Source organism: Microbacterium sp. 22195, from assembly GCF_052056515.1.
Classification (GTDB): domain Bacteria; phylum Actinomycetota; class Actinomycetes; order Actinomycetales; family Microbacteriaceae; genus Microbacterium.
The window spans coordinates 1,504,727-1,527,397 of the sequence record NZ_JBQEPE010000001.1 but is presented as its reverse complement, the minus strand read 5'-3'; the positions used below and the strand labels follow the sequence as shown (position 1 = coordinate 1,527,397).

31 protein-coding genes are annotated in these 22,671 nt (G+C 68.2%); 14 read left to right on the top strand and 17 right to left on the bottom strand.

Features of this window, described 5'->3' with window-relative positions; all coding sequences use genetic code 11:
* The first annotated feature begins 6 nt into the window (after positions 1-6).
* Complete coding sequence (locus ACTJJ4_RS07470; RefSeq protein WP_440942685.1) at positions 7-189, top strand: hypothetical protein; 183 nt, start codon at positions 7-9, stop codon at positions 187-189.
* A gap of 5 nt (positions 190-194) precedes the next feature.
* On the opposite strand, the gene ACTJJ4_RS07465 is transcribed toward ACTJJ4_RS07470, so the two are convergent.
* The 17 genes from ACTJJ4_RS07465 to ACTJJ4_RS07385 all read right to left on the bottom strand — a co-directional run bounded on the left by ACTJJ4_RS07465 (position 195) and on the right by ACTJJ4_RS07385 (position 8,385).
* A complete protein-coding gene (locus ACTJJ4_RS07465; protein WP_440942684.1) occupies positions 195-971 on the bottom strand; it encodes a phage antirepressor KilAC domain-containing protein in 777 nt (258 codons plus the stop codon).
* Positions 968-1,363, bottom strand: coding sequence for a hypothetical protein (locus ACTJJ4_RS07460; RefSeq protein ID WP_440942683.1), 396 nt, complete (start codon positions 1,361-1,363; stop codon positions 968-970). The genes ACTJJ4_RS07465 and ACTJJ4_RS07460 overlap by 4 nt, the downstream gene beginning before the upstream one ends.
* 107 nt (positions 1,364-1,470) lie before the next feature.
* Complete coding sequence (locus ACTJJ4_RS07455; RefSeq protein ID WP_440942682.1) at positions 1,471-2,355, bottom strand: DUF2303 family protein; 885 nt, start codon at positions 2,353-2,355, stop codon at positions 1,471-1,473.
* Positions 2,352-2,738, bottom strand: a complete 387-nt coding sequence (locus ACTJJ4_RS07450) for a hypothetical protein (RefSeq protein WP_440942681.1) — start codon at positions 2,736-2,738, stop codon at positions 2,352-2,354. The genes ACTJJ4_RS07455 and ACTJJ4_RS07450 overlap by 4 nt, the downstream gene beginning before the upstream one ends.
* Before the next feature lie 24 nt (positions 2,739-2,762).
* Positions 2,763-2,894, bottom strand: coding sequence for a hypothetical protein (locus ACTJJ4_RS07445; protein ID WP_440942680.1), 132 nt, complete (start codon positions 2,892-2,894; stop codon positions 2,763-2,765).
* Positions 2,891-3,241: a DUF7694 domain-containing protein gene (locus ACTJJ4_RS07440; RefSeq protein ID WP_440942679.1), complete on the bottom strand. Its 351-nt coding sequence runs from the start codon at positions 3,239-3,241 to the stop codon at positions 2,891-2,893. Before ACTJJ4_RS07440 ends, ACTJJ4_RS07445 begins: the two co-directional genes overlap by 4 nt.
* Positions 3,238-3,681 carry a hypothetical protein gene (locus ACTJJ4_RS07435; RefSeq protein WP_440942678.1) on the bottom strand — a complete coding sequence of 148 codons (444 nt, stop codon included), beginning with the start codon at positions 3,679-3,681 and terminating at the stop codon, positions 3,238-3,240. The genes ACTJJ4_RS07440 and ACTJJ4_RS07435 overlap by 4 nt, the downstream gene beginning before the upstream one ends.
* The gene (locus ACTJJ4_RS07430) at positions 3,674-4,651 is read right to left on the bottom strand and encodes a hypothetical protein (RefSeq protein WP_440942677.1); all 978 of its coding nucleotides are present in this window, start codon (positions 4,649-4,651) and stop codon (positions 3,674-3,676) included. The genes ACTJJ4_RS07435 and ACTJJ4_RS07430 overlap by 8 nt, the downstream gene beginning before the upstream one ends.
* Complete coding sequence (locus tag ACTJJ4_RS07425) at positions 4,651-5,256, bottom strand: hypothetical protein (protein WP_440942676.1); 606 nt, start codon at positions 5,254-5,256, stop codon at positions 4,651-4,653. The genes ACTJJ4_RS07430 and ACTJJ4_RS07425 overlap by 1 nt, the downstream gene beginning before the upstream one ends.
* Complete coding sequence (locus ACTJJ4_RS07420) at positions 5,253-5,546, bottom strand: hypothetical protein (RefSeq protein WP_440942675.1); 294 nt, start codon at positions 5,544-5,546, stop codon at positions 5,253-5,255. Before ACTJJ4_RS07420 ends, ACTJJ4_RS07425 begins: the two co-directional genes overlap by 4 nt.
* On the bottom strand, positions 5,543-6,853 hold the full coding sequence (locus tag ACTJJ4_RS07415) for an ATP-binding cassette domain-containing protein (RefSeq protein ID WP_440942674.1): 1,311 nt from the start codon (positions 6,851-6,853) through the stop codon (positions 5,543-5,545). Before ACTJJ4_RS07415 ends, ACTJJ4_RS07420 begins: the two co-directional genes overlap by 4 nt.
* Positions 6,850-7,092: a hypothetical protein gene (locus ACTJJ4_RS07410; RefSeq protein WP_440942673.1), complete on the bottom strand. Its 243-nt coding sequence runs from the start codon at positions 7,090-7,092 to the stop codon at positions 6,850-6,852. Before ACTJJ4_RS07410 ends, ACTJJ4_RS07415 begins: the two co-directional genes overlap by 4 nt.
* The gene (locus ACTJJ4_RS07405; RefSeq protein ID WP_440942672.1) at positions 7,089-7,265 is read right to left on the bottom strand and encodes a hypothetical protein; all 177 of its coding nucleotides are present in this window, start codon (positions 7,263-7,265) and stop codon (positions 7,089-7,091) included. The genes ACTJJ4_RS07410 and ACTJJ4_RS07405 overlap by 4 nt, the downstream gene beginning before the upstream one ends.
* Positions 7,265-7,603, bottom strand: coding sequence for a hypothetical protein (locus tag ACTJJ4_RS07400; RefSeq protein WP_440942671.1), 339 nt, complete (start codon positions 7,601-7,603; stop codon positions 7,265-7,267). The genes ACTJJ4_RS07405 and ACTJJ4_RS07400 overlap by 1 nt, the downstream gene beginning before the upstream one ends.
* Positions 7,603-7,845 (bottom strand): hypothetical protein, encoded by a 243-nt coding sequence (locus ACTJJ4_RS07395; protein WP_440942670.1) that lies wholly within the window; start codon positions 7,843-7,845, stop codon positions 7,603-7,605. The genes ACTJJ4_RS07400 and ACTJJ4_RS07395 overlap by 1 nt, the downstream gene beginning before the upstream one ends.
* Positions 7,846-7,909: 64 nt before the next feature.
* Complete coding sequence (locus ACTJJ4_RS07390) at positions 7,910-8,134, bottom strand: helix-turn-helix transcriptional regulator (protein ID WP_440942669.1); 225 nt, start codon at positions 8,132-8,134, stop codon at positions 7,910-7,912.
* Entirely contained in the window at positions 8,134-8,385 is a 252-nt protein-coding gene (locus tag ACTJJ4_RS07385; RefSeq protein ID WP_440942668.1) for a hypothetical protein, read from the bottom strand. Before ACTJJ4_RS07385 ends, ACTJJ4_RS07390 begins: the two co-directional genes overlap by 1 nt.
* A 122-nt stretch (positions 8,386-8,507) precedes the next feature.
* Between ACTJJ4_RS07385 and ACTJJ4_RS07380 the strand changes: the two genes are divergently transcribed.
* The 13 genes from ACTJJ4_RS07380 (at position 8,508) to ACTJJ4_RS07320 (ending at position 22,640) form a co-directional block, all read left to right on the top strand.
* Positions 8,508-8,903 carry a helix-turn-helix domain-containing protein gene (locus tag ACTJJ4_RS07380; protein WP_440942667.1) on the top strand — a complete coding sequence of 132 codons (396 nt, stop codon included), beginning with the start codon at positions 8,508-8,510 and terminating at the stop codon, positions 8,901-8,903.
* A 52-nt stretch (positions 8,904-8,955) separates the two neighbouring features.
* Positions 8,956-9,375, top strand: a complete 420-nt coding sequence (locus tag ACTJJ4_RS07375; RefSeq protein WP_440942666.1) for a hypothetical protein — start codon at positions 8,956-8,958, stop codon at positions 9,373-9,375.
* Positions 9,376-9,400: 25 nt separating this feature from the next.
* Entirely contained in the window at positions 9,401-10,003 is a 603-nt protein-coding gene (locus tag ACTJJ4_RS07370) for a hypothetical protein (protein WP_440942665.1), read from the top strand.
* A gap of 68 nt (positions 10,004-10,071) precedes the next feature.
* Positions 10,072-11,226 carry a tyrosine-type recombinase/integrase gene (locus tag ACTJJ4_RS07365; RefSeq protein WP_440942664.1) on the top strand — a complete coding sequence of 385 codons (1,155 nt, stop codon included), beginning with the start codon at positions 10,072-10,074 and terminating at the stop codon, positions 11,224-11,226.
* A gap of 124 nt (positions 11,227-11,350) precedes the next feature.
* Positions 11,351-11,830, top strand: a complete 480-nt coding sequence (locus tag ACTJJ4_RS07360; protein WP_440942663.1) for a hypothetical protein — start codon at positions 11,351-11,353, stop codon at positions 11,828-11,830.
* 63 nt (positions 11,831-11,893) lie between these two features.
* Entirely contained in the window at positions 11,894-12,193 is a 300-nt protein-coding gene (locus ACTJJ4_RS07355; RefSeq protein ID WP_440942662.1) for a hypothetical protein, read from the top strand.
* A 48-nt stretch (positions 12,194-12,241) separates the two neighbouring features.
* Positions 12,242-13,732 carry a DUF3375 domain-containing protein gene (locus ACTJJ4_RS07350; RefSeq protein WP_440942661.1) on the top strand — a complete coding sequence of 497 codons (1,491 nt, stop codon included), beginning with the start codon at positions 12,242-12,244 and terminating at the stop codon, positions 13,730-13,732.
* Entirely contained in the window at positions 13,725-14,558 is an 834-nt protein-coding gene (locus tag ACTJJ4_RS07345) for a DUF4194 domain-containing protein (protein WP_440942660.1), read from the top strand. The genes ACTJJ4_RS07350 and ACTJJ4_RS07345 overlap by 8 nt, the downstream gene beginning before the upstream one ends.
* On the top strand, positions 14,558-17,902 hold the full coding sequence (locus tag ACTJJ4_RS07340) for an ATP-binding protein (protein WP_440942659.1): 3,345 nt from the start codon (positions 14,558-14,560) through the stop codon (positions 17,900-17,902). Before ACTJJ4_RS07345 ends, ACTJJ4_RS07340 begins: the two co-directional genes overlap by 1 nt.
* A gap of 206 nt (positions 17,903-18,108) precedes the next feature.
* Complete coding sequence (locus ACTJJ4_RS07335; RefSeq protein ID WP_440942658.1) at positions 18,109-18,633, top strand: RidA family protein; 525 nt, start codon at positions 18,109-18,111, stop codon at positions 18,631-18,633.
* A gap of 12 nt (positions 18,634-18,645) precedes the next feature.
* The gene (locus tag ACTJJ4_RS07330) at positions 18,646-20,040 is read left to right on the top strand and encodes an aminotransferase class V-fold PLP-dependent enzyme (RefSeq protein ID WP_440942657.1); all 1,395 of its coding nucleotides are present in this window, start codon (positions 18,646-18,648) and stop codon (positions 20,038-20,040) included.
* A 111-nt stretch (positions 20,041-20,151) separates the two neighbouring features.
* Positions 20,152-22,404 carry a carbon starvation CstA family protein gene (locus tag ACTJJ4_RS07325; RefSeq protein WP_440942656.1) on the top strand — a complete coding sequence of 751 codons (2,253 nt, stop codon included), beginning with the start codon at positions 20,152-20,154 and terminating at the stop codon, positions 22,402-22,404.
* On the top strand, positions 22,404-22,640 hold the full coding sequence (locus tag ACTJJ4_RS07320; protein WP_440942655.1) for a YbdD/YjiX family protein: 237 nt from the start codon (positions 22,404-22,406) through the stop codon (positions 22,638-22,640). The genes ACTJJ4_RS07325 and ACTJJ4_RS07320 overlap by 1 nt, the downstream gene beginning before the upstream one ends.
* Positions 22,641-22,671 lie beyond the last annotated feature (31 nt).

Here is a 22,671-nt window from a genome sequence, read left to right as displayed (position 1 = left end):
GCGGGCATGACTGAGATCACGATCGCGTTGACCGATGCTGAGTGGGCAGAGGCACTCAAGGCAGGTTTTGATGCGGCGTACAAGGCCCGCTTTGTCGATGGGCTTGAGGACCAGGCGGACGAAATCGGTGTTGCGGCGGGCCAGGCGAAGGCGCGGGAGATCGCGCTGCGTCGCGCACGCGGTCTCTAGGCGCATCACGCTGCACCTCCCAGACGCACGCGGAGCCGTTCGAGCCCGCGCGCGGTGACACGCACCTGCGGGGCCACGGGGAGCAGCTCGCCGTCCTTGACGCGTGGCGGCATCGCGCGCTCCGTCAGGTAGCCGGCGTCGAGTGCGCGCGCGTACGGGCGCCAGCGGCGCTCCTCGCCGCGGTAGATCCAGCCGAGCTCCCCGAGGGTGTCGAACAGGCGCTGCGGGCCCGTGCTGATGCCGGCGCGCTTGAGGATGTTCGCGGCATCCGCGACGGCGTAGTCACCCTCGGCGGACGCGAGGTCGTCCCACGCTTCCGCGCGCGGTGTGAGCTCGGCGATGTGCTGGTCCCGGTCGGCGAGCATCTGCTGCGCCTCGATGACCGCCAGAGCGAGCAGCTCGGCGCCCTTCGGCGCTGCGGCGACTTCCTGCTTCCGGGTCTGGACGGCGAAGTACTGCTGCAGAGCAGCGATCTCCGGCTTCGAACCGTCCGCGTTCTGGAAGAGAACGTACGCGGCGTATCGGGTCAGCTGGACGTCTTCGACCTCGCGGCGTGCGCCCTTGCCGATCTGGATCATCTTGGTGGATCCGACGAAATGATCGGCGGCGTTCAGTCCCGAGGCGTTCACGGACGCGATCGCACGGTTGATCGCCTGCGACCAGTTCCGCCAGTCGGTGTACCCGGCGAACGGCATGAGGTCGCGGGCAGACCAGATCTCACCGTCGGTGAGGGTGATGATCTTGAGGTCGTCGAGCTCCGCGCTCAGAGCGAGGGAGTTCATCGGGCACCCCCGTTCAGGAGGAGGGCGAAGGTGGCGGCCGTCATGGTGACGTACTGCTCGGCCGGATCGGCGGTGCCGCGGCGCTTGTGCATGACGACACCGATTCGGGCGCCGTCGTTGATGCGCTCGGCTTCGGCCTCGCGCAGCCATGCGGGGAGGCTCATCGTCGCGGTGTCTTTGCACTCGATGACGACGCGGGCGCCGTTGAGTGTGCGGACGCCGGCGATGTCGCCCTTGTCGGCGGCGCCGGTCTTCACGCGACGGTCGATGCGGTCGTCGTGGAGCTCGGTGGCGAGCCAGTCGGCCTGACGGCGTTCGAACGTGGTGCCAGCCTTGCGCGCGCTGGCGCGGTTTCGTCGGGGCTTGGTTTCGGGGATGATGGGTACGCTCACGCTGAGTCTCCTGCTAGGGAATGCGATGTGTGGGTGGGGACCGGCCGACTGCTACTCGGCCGGTCCCCGTTCTTGTGGGCGCTGCACCTGCTACGTGCAGCGACCGGTCAGGCGGACGGCCGTCCCATGAAGATGGGGACGCCGCCGATGCCGTCGTGCACGCGGGTCTCTTCCCCGTCGCGCTTGTCAGTGCGGCCGTCGCGGATCTCGGTCACGATGTCCGCGAACGCCGCCTCGAGGATGTTCTCCGGGCGTTCGAGCTTGAAGCCGAGGAGGACAGCCCCGCCGCGGAGCCGGTATCGGAAGTGGGCCCAGATGCTGTAGATCGGACCGCCGACGTACGGGCGCAGCGCCAGCTGGATGCGGGCGGGGATCTCGATGTCGCCCTTCTGTCCGGCCCTCGCGGCCGTGTCCTCCGTGAAGTTCAGCTTCACGTCGCCACTCGTCTCGCGGATGGTGGACTCGAAGGTGACCTTCGTGTGCGCCTGGAAGGATCGCGCGATGTCGATCATGCGCGCCGCGGTCGGGTCGATGACGTCGAGGTAGCGGTCGTCGATGAAGTCCGCGAACACGTCCTGCTGGAACAGCTGCCCGTCGGCCTCGGCCCACGCTGCCCACGCCTTGGAGTGCTCCAAGTCGAGGGTGACGCGGTGTTTCTGCCAACCGCCGGGTGTGCCCGCTTCGTCGTGGGAGTCGATGATGCCGACGACCTTGGACGAGTTGGCGTGCGCGTAGACCTCTGTGCGCGAGTCGGCGTGCCGGTTCACGTAGGCAACGAACGACGCCGCGTCGGTGACGCTGCGTGCCCCGGTCTTACGGCGCGGGGACTCGGCATACTCGTCGGTGTCGATCGTGGCCATGCTCGCCTCCATGCTCTTGGCGACGAGGTAGACCTCGCCTGCCTTGAGCGGAACGTGCATCTCGCCGTCAGCTTGACGCTGCAGTTCGGCGACGACTGCTGCCTCGGTCTTGGTTTCCTCGATGGTGGTCATGCCCCAGGGGCCTCCTTGATCTCGCCGGTGCGGGGATCGGGGACTCCGCCGGCGTCGCGGATGTCCTCGTCGGTGAACAGCGGCATCGCGGACGGGTCCGTGCGCGACAGGTCGCCCGAGGGAGTGATGAACGCCATCGCTCCGACCCGGGTCTTCTCCGGGATCTTCTGGCTGATCTTGTCCGTCACGACGACCGCATCCAGGCCGCCGTCGGCGGCCTTCACGTCGATGCGGATCACGAGCGAGCCGGTCTTTCCCGTCTCCTTGACTGCTGCGGCGACCTTGCGGAGCGTCTCGGCGGCCTCGATGTCGGTGCCGGGGCGGACCTGCGCGAGCATCGCCGCGAAGCTCGGCGGCTTCTCGTCCTTCTTCTTCTCATCCACCTGGATGTCCTTTCTCGTGGTGGTCTATGCGATCCGTGTCGCGTGGTGCTGGGCCTCGGCCCACGTGGCGAACCAGCCGATCGATCCGGGGCTGATGACCATCCACGGACGGTCGAAATGCAGCCACAACGGCAGTCGGTGCACCCACGGCTTCATCGGGTGCTCCCGGGCTCGTCGATCTCCCACAGATGCAAGGTCCGTGGGTGCACGTCGATCCACTCGGCGCGCGGCGGGAGCAGCATCGCCATGCGCGCGCGGTCCGGGACGAACCGATACCGGGCATCGGCGATCTCGTCCCACGACGGGAGGCGGGTGGTGTGCGATACCGATAGGTGCCACAGGCCGACGTCCTGCGTGCGGATCACGTGCAGTTCGCCGTCCGCGACGGTCGCCAACCACGCGCCGGCGCCGGGGAGCGCGGCCATGAAGCCTGCATCCGTCTTCTCCCAGGGCGGGGTGGCGTCGTGCCGCGAGCCAGGCGCGGCGGTGGTGAACGCGCTCATCGTGTGCTCCCGAAGAATCCGGCGGTGATGCGCTTGCCGATGTTCATGAGGGCGAAGGATCGGTTCTGGACCGCTTTCTGCCGTTCCTCGGCGTAGCGGAGCATCTCCTTCTTGAGGTTCAGCTGGTGCAGCTCGTCCTTGGTCTTCGCATGCGCGTACTGGCGTGCCATCTGCGTGCCCGAGCTCTCGTGCATGATCATGAAGTCCGCGAACGCCGCGAGGTACTTCTCCTCGGCGCGGTCCCGGTCCTCGACGAGGACGATGATCACCTGCGCGATGTGCTCGATCGCGTCGGCGACCTCGACGATCATCCGATCGATCTCGCTCGGCCCGATCGGCATGCCGTAGATCCCGGAGGGGATCGCGAGCATCTCGGTCACAGCCTGCTCGGCAGCGGAGAGGCGCAGCTCGCCCGTGCGGCCGTCCACGATCTCAGTCACGGTCCACCTCCCCGGCATCCATGGCGGCGTCGAAGCGCGCAGCCTCGGCGGCCTCGAACTCCTCCTCGGTCAGGCCCTCCGACGGTGAGGGAAGGGGAGCGCTGGGATACGCCACCTCACCATCGGAGGGAGTCTCAGGGTCATCGGGGACGACGTCGGCATCCTCGGTGTTCTCCTCGCGGGAGAGCACGCCGGCGCGGGCCAGCCACGCGGCGCGGAGCTTGTCGGTGCCCTCGTCCTTCGCCGCGATCCGGTCCTTGATGTCGTCGAGCTCGGCGCGCGTCGTCGCGGCGGCGATCAGCGCGGGCCAGTCCTCGCTCGGTTCCGGATCCGGATCAGCGACCGGGATGCCGCCGTCGGTGATCTCCTCGGTGGAGTACAGGCCGAACAGGACATCCGCGAAGCCCTCCCGGCCAACCTCGGACATGCCGCGCCAGACGGGCATCGTCTCGGCGTACGCCTCCCAGGGCTTGATGCCGCCCTTGTCGGATCGAGCCCGGACCTCGAACACACCCTGCGCGTTCGGCTCGTAGCTCTGCACCAGGCCGGCGCGGATCGCGCGGGGGATGTCCCAGGTCGACGTGAACACCGATCCGTCGTCGGCGCGGGTGCCGGTCACGGTCACGGAGTAGTCGCCGCCGGGGATCGATCCGGTCTTGACGACCTCGAGCTTGTGTCCGGCCTTGCGGATGAGTGCCCCCATGAGGCGGGCCGACAGGGTGGCCTTGCCCTCGACGACGTCGATGGACTGCAGGGCGGCGGCCGGCATGAGACCGAGCATCGCGCCGGTCTCCATGACCAGGAGCACCTTCCCCGGCGACGGCGCGGCGGGCACGAGCACGCCATTCACGTTCGACGCGGAGTTCCACAAGCCGCGCGGGATCAGGTCGCCGGCGGCGGCGAGTGTCTGGGCGTACTTCATCCGGTCGTTGAGCGACGCGGACTCGTAGGCGACTACAGCGGTGGACATCAGAAGGGGCTCCGTTCGAGGCGGGCGGCATTCACGCCGGCGAGTACTTCGTGCGCGATCGGCACGATGAGGTTGAGAGCGGCCACGATCTTGGGGTGGTCGCGGTCGAAGTGGATGGTCTGCGGGTCGCGGCGAAGCTCCCAACCTTCGGCGCCGAACGCGCGCACGAGCTCGCCCCAGGTGAAGTTGACGGCCTCGAATTCCGGGAGCACGAACAGCTGCCACGCCATCTGGCGGATCTCGCGCGGCGTCGGTCCCGTGACGACCTTGTTGTGCTTGGCCTTGGTCTCGAAGATCTCCGCACCGCGGGTGCCGTCGACCGTGGCCCCGAACTGCTTCTCGTCCGGGTGGTGGATCAGCAGCGAGTTCGGTTCGGCGCCTGCCCACGCGAGAAGCATCGGCTCCCACCGGTTCCCTGAGCGGGTGGCCTCATTGCCCTTGAAGTCGCGCGGGGCGAGCATCTGTCGGATGTAGGTCTCCACGCTGCCGGGCTTCGCGAACGCCCCGGCCTGGTAAGAGCCGATCACGCGGCCATGCGCACGATCCCACGACGACGGATCCGCGGTGTCCGCGAGGGTGCGGTCCAGAACGGCGAGGGCGCTCACGAGTGCGCCTCGTCGTCCACACGGGCCTGGATGCGCATGCCCGGGGACTCGACATGCCGGTGCATCCAGTCGGGGTTGTCGCGGAGCCGCTTCGGGATGTCCTTGATGAACATGCGCCGGGCGGTGGCCGCTGCGATCCCGTGCATGAAGCATCCGTCACGGTTCGCGTGGAGCATCGCGCCTTCGGCGAGCTGCAGCATCTGCACGGCGGTAGCGATCTCCCGCAGGGTCGGCTTGCGGCGCTTGGCGGACTGCCCGCCAAGCCCGATCACGGTGACGGCGATCCTCATCGCGCACCTCCGAACGGGATGATGTTCAGGCCGGCCGCGGCAGCGACGTCCTCGATCGGTGTGAGGCCCGCATCGAGGGCGCCGTCGCGGACGGTGAACCCGATCCGGCGGGACTCATCGCGGTCGCGCTCCACGAGCACGGTGTAGCCGCGCTCTTCGGCGAGTTCCGCGATCCCGGCGAGGGAGTCGGCGTCGAGCAGGTCGCCGTCCTTGATGATGACGAGCTTGAGCTTCGGATCACCGGCTGTGGCGATCGCGAACGCGACGCGGCGGCGCATGGCCGAGTTCACCTGCGAGAACGGGATGCCATTGAACGTCACGCCGTCGTCATCGACCGAGAGGCCGTCGACGGGGAACTTCGCGGCGGCGAGGCCCTCAGCCTTCCGCGCGGCGATGCGGTCGAGTTCGGCCTGGGCGGCGGCATGGTCCGCATCCGCGACCTGCAGTTCCCCCGACACCTCGAAGTACTGGCGGGCGGCGCGCACGGCGCGGTTCGTGTCGTCGACGGCCGCGAGGCGCTCGCGGAGCGGTGCGATGTCGATCGGATCGGGCAGCTCCCTCAGCTGGCCCCACGCGACCTCCTGCCGATCCGCAGCCTCCTCGCGCTTCCGCTTGAGGTCTTCGATCTGCTGGTCGTAGTCGGCGACGAGGTTCGCGGCCTCGTCGTACCGGCTCTGCGTCTGGACGCGCCGACGCTCGATGTCCTGGGCCTCCTCGATCTCGACGAGGATGTCCTGCCCGGACACCTCCTCATCCGGGGTGCCAGCAGTCGGCTTCGGCAGCGACGCGAGCGCGCCCTCAAGCCGCTTCACCTCGCGACCCGCGATCAGGCGGCGCTCTTCCGCGCCCGCCTTCTCCCGCGCGAGCGCATCCAGGTCGAATGGGAGATCGACCTTCTCGAGCAGTGCGTCGCGCTGCTTCTTCTCGTCGAGGTTCAGGAACGCGACCGGGTCGAAGATCGCACCGCCGAGGAGGTCAGCGACGATCTTCGACGGGGTGGAGTACTTCGCGCCGTCCAGCGCCTCCACGGTCAGGGTGCCCGCGGTGCCATCCTTCTTCCACACGCGCGAGATCCGCAGGTCGAGGTCGTGGTCGACGTACTCGGCGCGCGCCTCGGCGGCGCCCTCCCGGATCGGCTTCGGGGTGAGCTTGGTGCCCTTCGGGTCGAACAGCTCAGTGATCGCGTCGATGAACGACGACTTGCCCGCGCCGTTCCCGCCGGCGATGACGACCAGTCGGCCGGTGGGGGAGAGCTCGATGTTCCGGACGCCCTTGTAGTCCGTCACGGTGAAGGTCTGGTTCATCATGCACGACCCTTCGGGAGGGCGACGTTCGGGCGGCCACCGGAGGCGATGAACGCCTGCGCACGCCGCGGCGACCGCGGGGCGAGCGGGGAGTACTTCATGCCTGCGGGCATCGCGTCGCCACGGCCGCGCATCACGGGCTCGGTGACGAACGACCGCTCGGAGACGGGCGTCCCGGTCTTGGCGGGCTTGGTGAACGGGATGCCGGCGCGCTTGCGGACCTTGCGGGCGGTGGTGCTCATGAGTGGTTCTCCGATTCGGTGGTGTACTGGCCGCGGAACGTCCAGCAGTAGAGGGTGAAGTAGAGGGCGAAGTCGGCAGCGAGGATCGCAGTTGCGACGCTGCGGGGAGTGATGGCCAGGAGCACGAGGCACTCGGCGGCGAGCACGAACAGCGCCCAGCGGAGGAGGACCATCAGTCGTCCCAGTCGCGCTCGCGGGCGAAGGTGTGCCCCGCGCCGCAGTTCGGGCAGTGCGCGTAGACGTACGTGTACGACCGGTCCACGATGGGTGCGTCTCCGCTGTAGACGCACAGGCCGCTGTCGCACTCGATGTCGATCAGACTGTCGCCGGCTTCGATGCACTCGGTGCAGTCCGACGCGTGAGGGAGGTCCGTGATCTCGGGGAGGGCATCCGGCCATGCGGTGTTCCCCTCGACGGTCAGGGCACGCTCCCCAGCGATGCCCTGACCGGAGGCGCTGGAATCCCCAGCCAGCGAGCCGACCCCCGTCGGCTGGTCAATGAGGAGGCTCATCACGCGGCCTCCGGTCCCAGATCAGCGATCCCGAACGCCGCGCGAACGTGCAGCAGCGTGACGGGCGCGAACGGTGCAGCCGGCTCGACGGGTTCGAGCGCGAACACGCGGCCGTCGATCTGATCGGCGCGCTCCGCGGCGACCTCGAAGTCGTCCGTCAGCATCCGACGCCCGCCCAGGTTCCCGTCCTTCTCCAAGACGAGGGCCAGCGGGCCGGTAGAATTCTCAGTGTTGGTGGCCATTGGTCGGCCTCCTTCCATCTCTTGATTCGCTCCCCGTTCCCGCGGGGAGCGTTTCTTCTTTGCGTCAGGCAGTGCGCTTGATCGGTGTGACGTTCGAGGCCGGACCCTGCGCGTCGATCCACGCCTGCACGGTGGACGACTTCCAGCGGAGGTACTTTCCGACCTTGATCGCGGCGGGCCCGTAAGCGGGCTTGAGCGTGCGCCACTTGTAGAGGGTCTGCACCTCGACGCCCAGGATCGACGCGACCTCATCGGGAGTCAGCAGGGGATCGACCACGACGGTGGCCATCAGGCGACCAGCGCTTCACGGTCTCGGTCGCGGATGCCCGTCGTGAGCTGTCCCACAGAGACGCCGAGCCACGCAGCGACCGCAGGCACTTCGTCGAGTGGATACTCGCGGGTGCCGTCATACCGGGCTTTCGCGGCCCGGTACTCGATCCCGAGCGCTCCGGCCAGGTCCCGGACGCTCTTGTGCTGCCAGCCCATCTCTGCCCGGACCTCGGCGGCGACCCGCTGGGGGAGGGGGAGTGTGGATGTCATGCCCCCATAGTGAACCTATTTCGGTTCACTGTCAACTCGATCTGAGCCGAAATCGGTTCACGTTTGACGTAGGAAAACCTTGATATAGACAAAACCGACCCGATTTCGGTACACTCGCCTCCATGTCACCCAAGGAACGGGAACCGGAAGCCACGGGCTTCGCGCGTGCTGTTGCGGACGCGTTCGCCCATGTGATCGAAGACCGCGGGATCTCGAAGCGCGAACTCGCACGGCTGGTCGGCAGGTCGAACAACTACATCGCGATGAGGTTCCGCTACGAGGCGGCCTTCACGCTCACCGATGTGGACGAGATCTGCTCGGCGCTCGGCCTCAACGCGGGGTCTTTCATCGCCGGCGTAGCGGTACCAACTTCAACTCCGGTGTCGCTCGATTCTCGCCGTGAGGCGCGTGTCCGAGGTGCGCGGCAGGATGACCTGGCAACGGTGAAGCTCGACGCTGAGGGGCTTGCAGCTTCCACCGATAACACCCCCATCGACCCCGAACGAGGAGGCGCATAACGCCATGACCCTTGCTGTTGAGACCTGGGACTCAGGAGCAACCACCGGCTACATGTTCGGTGTCACCGACTTCTACGACAGCCCGTGCGCGAGCGACTATGACCCCTGGGCACACGCCGAAATGCTCGACCTGCCTGTCGTCTTCCGCGATGATCTCCCCGACCCTGAAATGGTCGCTGCCTACTCGCATGCACACCGCGCTGTCTTCATGCGGACCAACCTGCACGGTGACGTCGAGCGTTGCGCCCTCGCGCACGAGATCGTGCACTACGAGCACGGCGACATCGGCACCACGGATGCGCAGGAGGAACGCGCGAACCGGATCGCCGCCCGCCGACTCATCCGACCATGGCGCCTTGAGGAACTCCACCCGATCACCGACGATCCGGCAGTAGTCGCCCTGGAGCTCAACGTCACCGAGCGCATCATGCGTGTCTACATGCGGATGCTTCGTCTCGGTCACATCCGATAGATCCTTACCCCCGAAGGAGAACACCATGTCCATACCCACTCCGCCGGCGGAGCCGACGGCCCAAGACGCACCGGCGAGCAGCGCCTCCAACCCGAAGCAGAAGCGGATGCTGGTTCTGGCGACCACGGCTGTGGGCGCTCTACTCGTCGGCGGCGTTGCCGGCTGGGGTGTCACGGCATCTCAGATGGCGCCACAGATCACCGAGCTGCAGAAGGACAACAAGGACGTGTCCTCCGATCTCGCGAAGATGACGAAGCTGCACGACCAGCTCGCAGAAGAGCAGGATCAGGTCATCAGCGAGTACACCGACAAGCTCGCCGACCTCACCACCGATGAAGCTGCCGTGCAGGCGCGCGAAGATGCCGTCAAAGCGCGGGAAGACAAGGTGGCGATTGTTGAAGCGTCATCGTTCTCTGCTGGCGTGCTGATGGTGGGCACCGACGTCGCCCCGGGTGTGTACCGGACCAGCGGCGTGAGCGACTGCTACTACGCCTGGAAGCGGGGCACCGGCTCCGGCGCGGACATCATCGACAACAACATCGCGGACGGTACCGCGACGGTCACCCTCAAGCAGGGCGACGTGTTCGAATCGTCCAGCCGCTGCGGCACCTGGACGAAGATCGGCTGATCATGGCGCGACCACCGCTCCCTATCGGCACGTGGGGGAAGATCAACCGCGTTGAGCGGGAGCCTCGCGTGTGGGTCGCCTACGCCCGTTTCAGAGACTACGACGGCACCACCCGGCAGGTGGAACGCACTGCCAGCACTGGCGCCAAAGCGGAGAACCTGCTGAAGGAAGCCCTCGTGGATCGGGCGAAGCTGCACGGGGATGAGATCACGGCCGACACTCGATTGAAGGTCGTCGCCGAGCAATGGTTCGCCGACGAGATCAAGGACGCGAAGGCGTACAACACCGAGCGTCGATACCGTGAAGTGCTCGACCTGATGGTGCTCCCCGGCATGGGGATGCTCCGCCTGCGTGAAGTGAGCGTGTCCCGCTGCGACCGTTTCCTGAAGGACACGACGGGGTCGCACGGGCCGTCGGCGGCGAAGCACGCGAAGACGGTCCTGTCCGGGGTGCTCGGGCTGGCAACACGACTGGGCGCGATCGACGCGAACCCGATCCGAGATGTCGCATCCGTGCGGATCGAGAAGGGCGAAGTCGAAGCGCTGGACCTCGCGCAGGTGCAACAGCTGCGGGTGCTGCTGTACGCCGACAAAGATGCTGTGTCGCGCGATATCCCCGACGGCGTGGACTACATGCTGGGCACGTCCGCCAGAATCGGCGAAGCGATGGCGCTCCGATGGTCTGACGTCGACCTCGAGTCGTCACCACCTACCGCACTGATCCGCGCGACCACCGTGTTCAAGAAGGGGCAGGGCACGGTGATCCAGGACCATCCGAAGACGTCGGCGTCGCGGCGTGTGGTGCCACTGCCGGAGTTCGTGGCGCGGATGCTGCGCGCGCGGGCGAAGGCCGCACGGCATCCCGAGTACGTGTTCCCCTCCGCGCGCGGGAAGGTCCGCGACCCGAACAACTTCCGCAAAGGATGGGACGCGTTCAAGGTGGAGAACGGGTACGAGTGGGTGCACCCGCATATCTTCAGGAAGACCGCTGCTGCGCTCGTCGCGGATCCTGAGCTTGCCGCCGGCCTGCTGGGGCACGCTGATTCGCGGGTCACGAAGGCGCACTACCTGCCGCGGACGACGCTCGCGCCGGACGTGCGCGACAAGCTCGAAGCCATGGCGAAGAAGCCAGCGAGTACCCAGCGGAATCATGGCGAGATAGCGCCTATCAAAGGCAGAAACGGGAAACAACAAGCTTCAGAAACGGCTGATCGGATCGCATAACAAGGAGACGTGGGAAGAGTGGGGAAAGAGCCGGGTGCGACTCGTGAGGTCGCGGGTTCAGCCCCACGTATGGTGCAGAAGAAGACCCCGGTGAGGCTGAGGTCTTGTCGCCTACTGTGATGTCATGACCAATGCCGGGATGCCTCCGCTGTCCGAGCCGGATAAGACGTTGGCTGTGCTGATCGCGATGAGCGTTCGAAACGCACTGGAGGACTTTCACGTCGAGCACCTGTCGGACCAGCAAATGGCTCAGATGAATCCGATAGTCCGTGATGCGATCGCGACCGCGCTTCATGCGCGGACGAACGCGCTGCGCCATCGGGCGGCTCTGAAGTATCTCGAGTTCCAGAACAGGCTTGTGCCGGACTATTGGGAGGAGCCGAAGCTCCTCGACGAGTACATCGAATACTGGGAGATGATTCCTGAAGCTGAGACCGTGTGCACGCGTTGCGGCCGACGGATCGTCGATGTGGGGGACGGGCAGTCACGTTGGACGCATCTCTCAGCAGACGGTGGCATGAATGTCGGCTGCCGTGCGGCTTCGTTTGTTGCCGGGGCAGGCTGGGATGAATCACTCGATCGGGGTTGGAAGGCACGTCTATGAGCTGTGCCTCCCGCCCGATGGATGGCACTGGAAGGAGCAGTTTCACGGGAGGATCATGAGTACATGGGCACGGTGAATCCGGAGACGCGGCATGTCGGGCTTGGTGGCTTCGTCCTCGTCCTGACTAGCGCAGTGGGTGTGGCGGTCGGACTGCTCGAGTCCGCGTTCGGTCCGTACTACCCGCTGCTGATCGCGACCGCCGTCTGCGTGCTCGGCGTCCTCGTGCGGCGGAGCCAACCCGCCTGGAGCCGTCTCCTGCTCGCGTTCGGGAGCATGATGGCGCTCGGCGCGCTGATGTACGTCGTCCTGGGACTGCTGCCGCACGGAGCGCCGAGCAGCGGATCGGGGACGGGCGTCGGGTGACAGGCGCGGATGCGGGTCGCCACGCGCCCGCCCGATAAACTGGAACCGATGACTGGTACGCGCGCTGAGGCGGCATATTCCCGCTCTCTGGCAGCGTTCAGAACGCCGACCCTGGGGCTGCTCCACGGGCGCCAGGCGCCCTTCGTGATCGCGGCGCTGTCGATGCTCTTCTCAGCCGACCGTCCTTCTGTCCCGATCGCGGATGCCCACGCCGAGGTCGCCGAGGCGCTGGACGTGCTGCGGGCCGCGGGTCATGACGATGACGACCGCCGCATCCCCGCCGGCACCGGCCGCGAGGTGTGCCGCACCTGGGCCAAGCAGGGCTGGCTGGTGCAGCAGATCGACGACGACGTGGAGGTCTACCGGCTCTCCGCCCACGCCGTCGAGGCGCTCGAGATCACCGGGCGCACCGGCGGCGGACGCACCCGCGTCTCCAACTCGCGGGTGCGCACGCTGCTCGAGGCCGTCGAGCGGCTCTCGGACGACGCCGAGGCGGATCCGGTCAAGCGCATCGCCCGGCTCACCGCCGAGCGGGATGCCCTGGATGCGGAGATCCTCAACATCCAGGCGAACGGCGCCGTGCCCCTCGACGACGAGGAGCTGTACGAAGAGGCCGAGAACGTGCTGCACCTCGCCCGCGAGCTGCCTGCCGACTTCACGCGCGTGGCGGAGTCGCTCAAGCAGATGCAGCGCGATGTCGTCTCCCACCTGCGCCGAGACGACCGACCGACCGGTGACGTGCTGCGCGAGTACCTGCAGCGCGCCAAGGACGTCATGCAGTCCACGCCGGAGGGCCGCGCCTTCGCCGGCGCCCTGCGCCTGATCGGTGACGCCGACCGCATCGACGCCCTCACCGAGCAGCTGCACGGCCTGCTGGCGCAGCCCTTCGCCCGCTTCCTCGATCCCGCGCAGCGCATCGAGTTCGACGCGATCGGGCGCCGGGTGGAGCTTGGCGTCGAAGAGGTGCTGGCGGCGCAGCGGCGGGCATCCCACGTCATCACCGGCCAGGTGAAGACCCATGACCCGCTGCGCGACCGGCAGATCGACGAGCTGCTGCGCGATGTGATCGCCGGCCTCCACGAGTGGTCCAAGGACGCGCCGTCATCGGCATCCGTCGACCCCGTCCGCAGCCTCCCGCTGATCGACCTCGGCCGGCTGCGGCAGACCGTCGGCGACGTGCGTCCTCCGGGCGCGCCCGCCCCGCTCACGGATGCGGACGACGTGGAGTACCTAGAGGCCGATTCCCGCTCCTGGGGCGGCCCGCACTACGCCGAGCTGGAGGCGTTCGTCGCCGGGCTCGGCGCGGAGTTCGACCTCGGGGAGGCGTTCGCCCACGCCCCCGATGACACCCGCCGGCCCGTCGACCTGGTCGGCCTGCTGGAGATCGCGCACCGCAACGGCATGACCGAGCACGATGCGATCTCCACCGCCGACACCCTGCGTCCGGACGGCACCACGCGACGATTCGCGTTCGGGGCGGTGACGGCCCGCTCTGCGGCCGCTGCGCCCGACGCGACCAAGGAGGATCAGGATGCCTGAGACGACGACCGATCCGGGTGGCATCGATGCCGGTGCGGGGGGCGCATCCGCATCCGCCACCCTCACCCGCGAGATCGCAGGCGAGGAGGAGAATGTCGGTTCTGATGCCTCAGAACCGACGGTTTCCTCCCGCGCTGAGGGCAGCGAGCCCGACCACGTCGACACCGAAGGCGCCGACCTCCCCGACGACCCGTTCATCGCGCCCGTCGCCATGGAGGACGACCTCGACGAGCTGTTCCCCGGCGACCGCGGCACGCTCGACGCCGAGGTCCGCCGCGTGCTCGTGCACGTGCTGCAGCGCCGCTTCCTCAGCGCCGAGGGCAACCGCGCGGAGTGGAAGCTGCTGCTGGAGCACCAGCAGATCATCGAGTCGCGCATGCACGACCTGTACCTGCGGCTGGTCGTCGACCTCGGCCGCGGGCTGGCGTACAAGCAGCAGGTGCGCTCCGATGAGTTCGAGGTGCCGATCCTGCTGAAGGACGCCCCGTACAACCGCACCGAGACGCTGGTCCTCGTGCACCTCCGCACGGTGTTCCAGCGCGAGTCGGCGGCGGGGGAGTCCGCTCCTCGTATCGACATCGAGGACGTCGAGCAGACCGTGCTCAGCTACCTGACGGATGCCGACGGCAGCCCGGCGCGTCAGCAGAAGGCGATCCGCGCGGCACTGGAAAGGCTCGACCGCGAAGGCGTGATCGACGAGGAGACCACCGGCCGCTACCGCATCAGCGCGCTGGTCGAGGTGGTGCTCAGCGCCGAGAAGCTCGCCGAGCTGCGCGCCTGGCTGCGCCGCCAGCAGCAGGAGCAGCAGGAGAGGGAGAACGCCTGATGACCATGCTCGACACGCTCTTCGGCCTGATCCCCGCCGAGTCCCGCGGCCAGCAGTGGGTCGCCGAGGACCTGCAGCTCGTGAACTGGGGCGGCTACGACGGCGGTCCGCACCGGGTGCGGTTCTCGCCGAACGCCACCCTGCTGTGCGGAGGCTCCGGCTCCGGCAAGTCCACGCTGATGGACGCCTACATCGCCCTGATGATGCCGCACACCACGCCCTTCAACGGTGCGTCCAACGGCGGCGTCACCGGCCGCCCGCGCGGCGACGAGCAGCGCAACATCCTCTCCTACGGCCGCGGCAAGATCGACGAGTCGCGCACCGAGGAGGGCACCAAGCTGCGCGTGCTGCGCGGCGACGGCGAGGACACCTGGACCGCCATCGCGATGACCTGGCGCGACCATGACGACTCGCGCTTCACCGCGATCCGCGCCTGGTACATTCCTGCGGGCGCCCGCATCCTCGAGGACACCGTGCGCGTGCGCGCCACGATCGACGGCGACTTCGACCTCGCGAGGCTCGAATCCGCGGCATCCCAGCGCCTCAGCGACGCGAGCCTGCGAGAGCTCGGTCTGGAGACGCTCGGCACCGACCGCGAGTTCTCCGCCCGCCTGCACGCCGTGCTCGGCATCGGCGCGGCGGGATCCGGCGCGAAGGCGATGAGCCTGCTCGCCCGCATCCAGGCTGGCCAGCAGATCACCACGGTCGACGACCTGTACAAGCGCCTCGTGCTCGAGGAGCCCGAGACGATGGCGACGGCGGACGCCGTGGTCGCGCACTTCGACGAGCTGGAGAGCACCCGCACGAGCATGATCACCGCGCGGCAGCAGGTGAACGCGCTGGAGCCGATCGCCGGCATCCGGGAGCGGATCGCGGATGCCGCGGAGCAGACCCGCCTGATCGACGAGATCGGCGATTTCTCGGACCCGGAATCCCGGGCGTCGCTGTGGCGCGCGCAGCGCCGGCTCGACCTGCTGCGCGAGGTCGAGAGCGAGCTGGGCGACCGGAAGCGCGCGCTGGACGCCGGCATCCGCGAGAAGAAGGCGCTCGTCGACGCGGCCGAGGTGGAGCGCGACGGCCTGCTCGACGTGCTGCGCCAGTCCGGCGGCGACCGGCTCGAGACCGCGCAGCGAGAGCTGCGGGCGGCCGAACGGCGGCTGACCGAGGTGCAGCGCGAGCGCGCCCGCCTGGATGCCGTGCTCGCCGACCTCGGCCTTTCGGCCACGACGTCCGAGGAGTTCGCGGCGGTGCTCGCATCCGCGCACGAGGCCGAAGGAGAGGGCTCTGCCCGCCGATCCGCGCGTGCGGCGTTCGCCGACGCCGAGACCGCGCGGCGCTCGCTGATGCGTCGTCGCGGCGAGCTCGACGCCGAGCGGCAGAAGGCGGATGCCGTGCACGGCAGCATCCCCTCGCCCCTGCACGAGGCTCGGATGCTGCTGGCCCGTGCGGCCGGGCTGGACGCCGACGACCTGCCGTTCGTCGGCGAGCTGATCGAAGTCCGCACGGAGTTCGAGCCCTGGCGTGAGGCGTTCAACCTCGCGCTCGGCGGGTTCGCCACGACCCTGCTCATCGACGCGGAGCACGTCCCCGCATTCCGGGCGGCGATCGACCAGGTGCGCACGCCGATCCGGCTGCGATACGAGGGCGTGCACACCGGCCTCGCGACATCGCCATCGGCCGACGGGCGCACGCTTCCGGGCCGTCTCGACTTCCGTGACACGGCGTTCACGGGCTGGCTGCAGCAGCGCCTCGACGAGCGCTTCGGCTTCGTGTGCGTGGACTCCTCCGCGCAGCTCTCCGCCCACAGCATGGCGCTCACCATCACCGGTCAGATGTCGCAGGGCAACCGCGGGGCGCACGGCGGACACGGGCGCGACAACGTGCTCGGGTTCTCGAACGAGCGACGGCTTCACGACCTCGAGCAGCAGCTGGAGCAGCTCGACGCGCAGATCGTCGCAGCGACGGATGCCGCGGATGCGGCCGAGAAGGCGATGGATGCCATCGAAAACCGGCTCACCGCGTTCGCGAAGATCCAGGACGTGACCTGGGAGCAGATCGACGTCGACGCCCTCGCGCAGGAGGTCGAGCGCTGGGCATCGGTCGAGGCCGAGGTCACCGGCGCGAACCCCGAGATCGCGCAGCTGAAGGAGCAGGCCGAGACGCTCAAACTCAAGGCATCCGTGCTTCGCGACGAGATCGGCTCGCTGACGGCGCAGCGCGACCAGGTCGCGGAGCGCTGGGGCGACGTGACCGACGACGTCGACGACTGCCAGCGCGTGATCGATGCCGCGGACGGCATGGAGCTGGATGCCGGTCAGGCCGCGTTCCTCGACGACCGGTTCATCCTTGAAGGCGCGTCCGAGGATGCCGCCAGCGACCGCCTCGCACGACTCGACGTCGCGTTGAAGACGGCCGCGGCGCGGCTCGCGGGCGACCGGCGAGCAGCATCCGAGGCGTACGAGGAGCAGCGCGAGCGGATGCGCCAGCTGATGGCGTCCTTCCTGGAGCGCTGGCCGAACCTGAACCTGCTGCCCGACCCCGACGAGTCCGTCGCCGAGTTCGAGGGCATCCTGGAGGCGCTGAAGACCAGCGGCCTGCACGAGCTGGAGAGCGAATGGCGCGACAGCCTACTCGGTCTCTCCGGCAACGACCTGACCAGCCTGGACTCCACGCTCAGCCGGTCGGTGCGCGAGATCCGGGAGCGCATCGAGCCGATCAACAGCATCATGCGCGAGCTGCCGTTCTACGACGACGACCACCGGCTGCAGATCTCGCCGCGGGAGAACCAGTCCGAGGCGCGGAAGCGCTTCCGTCGCGACCTGCGCGAGGTGCGCGGGCTGATCGAGGCGGCCTCCACCGACGACGAACGCGAGAACGCGTACCGCCGCATGAGCAGGCTGATCGGCCGCATGCGGCGCACCGCGCCCGACTTCGCCGAGCTGATCGACGTGCGCAACCACGTGCGGGTGTCGGCGGAGCGCGTCGTCGCGGCGACGGGCGAGCACGTCGCCCTGTACGACCACATCGGCGAGAAGTCCGGTGGCGAGTCGCAGGAGCTGGTCGCGTTCATCGTCGGCGCCGCGCTGCGCTACCAGCTGGGGGATGCCGGGGCCGAGCGCCCGCGCTACGCGCCGGTGTTCATGGACGAGGCGCTGATCAAGGCCGACGCGCACTTCACCAAGCGCGCCATCGGAGCCTGGCGGGGCCTCGGCTTCCAGCTGGTGATCGGCGCCCCGAACGACAAGTACAGCGCGATCGAGCCGCACGTGGACGTGGAGTACACGATCCTCAAGGACACCCGCGGACGTTCCTGGGCGAAGCCGAAGGTGGCCGTCGAGGGCTGACACGAAGCGGCGACAGGCAAGGCCGGGGGAGCTCAGCGCCCTCGTGGCCATGCCGTTGGTCGCGCACATCGCACCGTTCGTCGCATGAACGCGCACAGTCGGTCGGCGACTCTCCCGTCCGCCGACGTCGCTTCCTACCGTGACAGGACGCGATGACGCGCATGAGCACAGAACGCCGGGTGCTCGTCTGACTCGAAGGAGAGTAGATGTTCAACTTCGCCCCCCGCTCCCGAAGAACGGCCCTCCTGGTCGCCGGGACCATCCTCGTCACGGGCCTCGCGTCCACCAGCCTGCTGGCCGGTGCCGCGCAGGGCGCATCGTCCCCATCCGATCATTCCTCCAGCTCCTCGAAGCGGGTGCTGCACACCGCCGACGCGCCGGCCGCCATCGGCCCGTACTCGCAGGGGATCGCCGCCGGCAGGACGGTGTACGTGTCGGGGCAGCTGCCCATCGACCCGAAGGTCGGCAAGATCGACAACTCCCAGTCGATCGCCGAGCAGACCGCGCTGTCGGTGAAGAACATCAGGGCGGTGCTCAAGGAGGCGAGGCTGACCCTCGACGATGTCGTGAGCACGACCGTATACCTCGCGGACATGAACGACTTCGCCGCCTTCAACACGGTCTACGCCGAGTACTTCGGCACCGAAGCCGCGCCGGCTCGCGCCACCGTCCAGGTCGCCGCGCTGCCGCAGGGCGCAAAAGTCGAGATCAGTGCGATCGCCGTCCACTAGGAGATGAACACCATGGAAACGAATGACACGCAGATCAGCGGTTTCTCCCGTCGCGGTGCGCTCCGGCTGCTCGGCGCCGGTGTCGGCGCAGCGGGCCTCGGCGCGCTCGGACTCGCACAGCCCGCCACGGCCGCGCCGCTTCCCGCAGTGGTCCCGGCAGTGAACGACACGGGCTTCTGGAAGAAGGTCGAGCAGATGTTCGTGCTCGACAAGAGGATCCTCTACATGAACGTCGGCACGGTCGGCTCCCCGCCGCGTCAGGTGCTGGACGTCGTGGATGCCGTGCACCGTCAGGTCGCCCGCGACGCCGAGGCCTCGTACAGCGACTTCGCGGACGTGCGCCAGGTGATCGCCACCGCGCACGGCGTCGACAAGGATGAGATCGTCATCACGCACAACACCTCGGACGGCATGTCCAAGGCACTGCTCGGGCTGAACCTGCGCGAGGACGACGAGATCCTGACGACCAACCACGAGCACGGCGGCGGCAACACCCCGATGGCCCTGCTGCAGGACAGGCAGGGCGTCGTCATCAAGCGCGTGGAGCTGCCGATCGGTGACGAGCAGACCGCCGAGGACTATGTAGAGCTCTTCCGCGCAGGCATCACCAGCCGCACGAAGCTGATCATGTTCTCCGCGCCCACCTACCTCACCGGCACGATGCTGCCGATCAGGGAGCTGGCGGTGCTGGCGCAGGAGCACGGGATCACGACCCTCGTCGACGGCGCGCACATCCCCGGGATGATGAACTACAACTTCCGCGAGCTCGGGGTCGACTTCCTAGCGGCATCCGCCGCGAAGTGGCAGTGCGCGCCCGGCGGCACCGGCATCCTCTACATCCGCAACCGCATCACGGCAGCGAATCCGAACCCGCTCCCGGAGTTCTGGCCGATCGTGTCGTCGGGGTACCCGACGAACGGGTCGGTCGACCTGCGGCACCGCGATCCCTCGCAGGACATCGGCAAGTACCTCCAGTCCGTCGGCAACGGCACCAAGGCTCTCAACGCCGGCGTGCAGAAGGCGGTCGAGGTGTGGAACGAGATCGGGCGTCAGCGCATCCAGGATCACGTCGTGGGCCTCGGCGACTACGCGAAGGAGCAGATCATCGAGCGGTGGGGGATCGACGCGCTGTACTCGGCGAAGTCCGACCAGCGTCTCACCTGCGCACTGACCGGGTTCAACCCGTTCCAGAACCCGGCCGACGTGAAGGACGCGACCAAGTCGTCCGAGTTCGTCGCGCGGCTCCTGGACGAGTACCGGGTCGAGATCCGCAACACCGCGGTGCCGGTCATCGGGGATTCCGCCCTGCACCGCCCCGTGCGCGTCTCGACGCATCTGTTCCACCAGCAGGAGCATGTCGACCGCATGATCGATGCCGCCTGGAAGCTCTCCAAGCTGATGGCCTGACCTCGGCGACGCGGCCGGCTCATCCCCTCAGCGGGTGAGCCGGCCGCGATCGTCGCCCGACCTCGCGCACTCGCAGCGCACCCGACCTGCCCGCGTCTCAAGGAGGAGACCATGACCACACCTTCCGCAGCCGGCGACGGCACCCGCTCCGCCGCACAGGCGCTCGACACACCGCCCACGGCCGTCACCGAGGAGGACCGGCGGCGGGACTCCCGCTGGACGCTGCCCAAGATCCTGATCTGGGTGGCGATCGCCCTGCTCGGCGCCGTCGCCTGGACGATGCTCGCGTTCGTGCGCGGCGAGACGGTCAACGCCATCTGGTTCGTTTTCGCCGCGGTGTGCACGTACCTGATCGGCTATCGCTTCTACTCCAAGGTGATCGAGAGGCACCTGCTGCGGCCCGACGACCGTCGCGCCACTCCCGCCGAGATCCGGGAGGACGGCAAGGACTACGTCCCGACCGACCGCCGGGTGCTCTACGGCCACCACTTCGCCGCCATCGCCGGGGCGGGCCCCCTGGTCGGGCCCGTGCTCGCCGCGCAGATGGGATTCCTGCCCGGCACGATCTGGATCATCGTCGGCGTCGTGCTCGCCGGGGCGGTGCAGGACTACACCGTGCTGTTCTTCTCCATGCGACGCGGCGGCCGCTCCATCGGGCAGATGGCGCGCGACGTGCTCGGCAGGATCGGCGGAACGGCCGCGATCATCGCCTCGCTGCTCATCATGATCATCATCATCGCCATCCTCGCGCTGGTGGTCGTCAACGCCCTCGGCGAGAGCCCGTGGGGCGTGTTCAGCGTCGCGATGACCCTGCCGATCGCGCTCTTCATGGGCCTGTACCTGCGGTTCCTGCGTCCGGGACGGATCACCGAGGTGTCTCTGATCGGCTTCGTGCTGCTCATCGCCGCGATCGTCGGCGGGGGCGCAGTGGCCGGCACCGAGTGGGGACAGGCGATGTTCCACCTGGATCGCTCGGTGATCGCCTGGGGCATCATCGTCTACGGCTTCATCGCCGCGATCCTCCCGGTGTGGCTGCTGCTCGCGCCCCGCGACTACCTGTCCACGTTCATGAAGATCGGCGTGATCGTGATGCTCGCGGGAGCGATCGTCCTGGTCCGCCCCGAGATCACGGTCCCCGCCTTCACGGACTTCGCGTTCACCGGGCTCGGCCCGGTGTTCTCCGGACCGCTGTTCCCGTTCCTCTTCGTCACGATCGCGTGCGGTGCGCTGTCCGGCTTCCACGCATTGATCTCCTCGGGAACCACTCCGAAGCTGGTGGAGAAGGAGCGCCAGACCCGCTTCATCGGCTACGGCGGGATGCTGATGGAGTCGTTCGTGGCGATCATGGCACTGGTGGCCGCGATCTCGATCGACCAGGGGATCTACTTCGCGATGAACGCGCCGGCCGCCCTCACCGGCGGTACGGCCGAGAGCGCGGTGGCCTTCGTCAACTCGCTGGGCCTGACCGGTCCGAGTCTGACCCCGGACGTGCTCACCTCGACGGCCGCGGCTGTGGGCGAGGAGAGCATCATCTCCCGCACCGGCGGGGCGCCGACACTCGCGCTCGGATTGGCGCACATCATGCACCAGATCGGCGGCGGCACGGCGATGATGGGCTTCTGGTACCACTTCGCCATCATGTTCGAGGCGCTGTTCATCCTCACCGCCGTCGACGCCGGCACCCGTGTCGCGCGCTTCATGCTGCAGGACTCGATCGGTGCCTGGGCGCCGCGGTTCCGCGACAACAGCTGGCGCCCGGGCGTCTGGATCTGCACCGCGATCATGGTCGCCGGGTGGGGCTACATCCTGATCCTGGGAGTCACCGACCCGCTGGGCGGGATCAACACGTTCTTCCCGCTGTTCGGCATCGCCAACCAGCTGCTGGCCGCGATCGCGCTCGCCGTGGTGTTCGCGATCGTCGCGAAGCGCGGGCGGGACTACGTGCGCTGGCTGTGGATCATCGGCGTGCCGCTGGTGTTCACCGCGGTGATCACCATCACGGCCTCGATGTACAAGATCTTCTCGCCGGTGCCGAGCATCGGGTACTGGGCCAACAACGCGAAGTACCGCGCCGCGCAGTCCGCCGGTGACGACTCGTTGGGCGCCCCCGAGGTGGTCGAGGCCGTGATCCGCAACACGGCGGTGCAGGGCACGCTGTCGATCGTGTTCGTCGTGCTCACGATCATCGTGATCATCGTCGCGGCGGTCGTCGCGATCTCGGCGATCCGTCGCGGGGTCGAGGACGACGGAGAGGACGCTCCTCAGCCGTCCCGCCGCTTCGCGCCGGCGGGTCTGATCACCACGCGCGCCGAGCGCGAGCTCGAAGCGCAGTGGCGCGACGTCGGCACCGGACCGGGACGCTGATGGCCGTGACCAGGCTGGACACCGTCCCCGCACCCGTCGCCTTCTGGCGGCGGGTGCGGGGGTGGGCCTCCAGCATCCGCTGGTATCTCACGACCCTGATGGGCGACCGTGCGTACGACACCTACGTCGGGCACTGCCGGGCACAGCATCCGGATGCCGCGATCCCCACCGAACGCGAGTTCTGGCGAGACCGGATGGCGGCGCAAGATGCCAACCCCGGGGCGCGGTGCTGCTGACAGGACCCCGCTGGCGACCGTATGGTGAAGG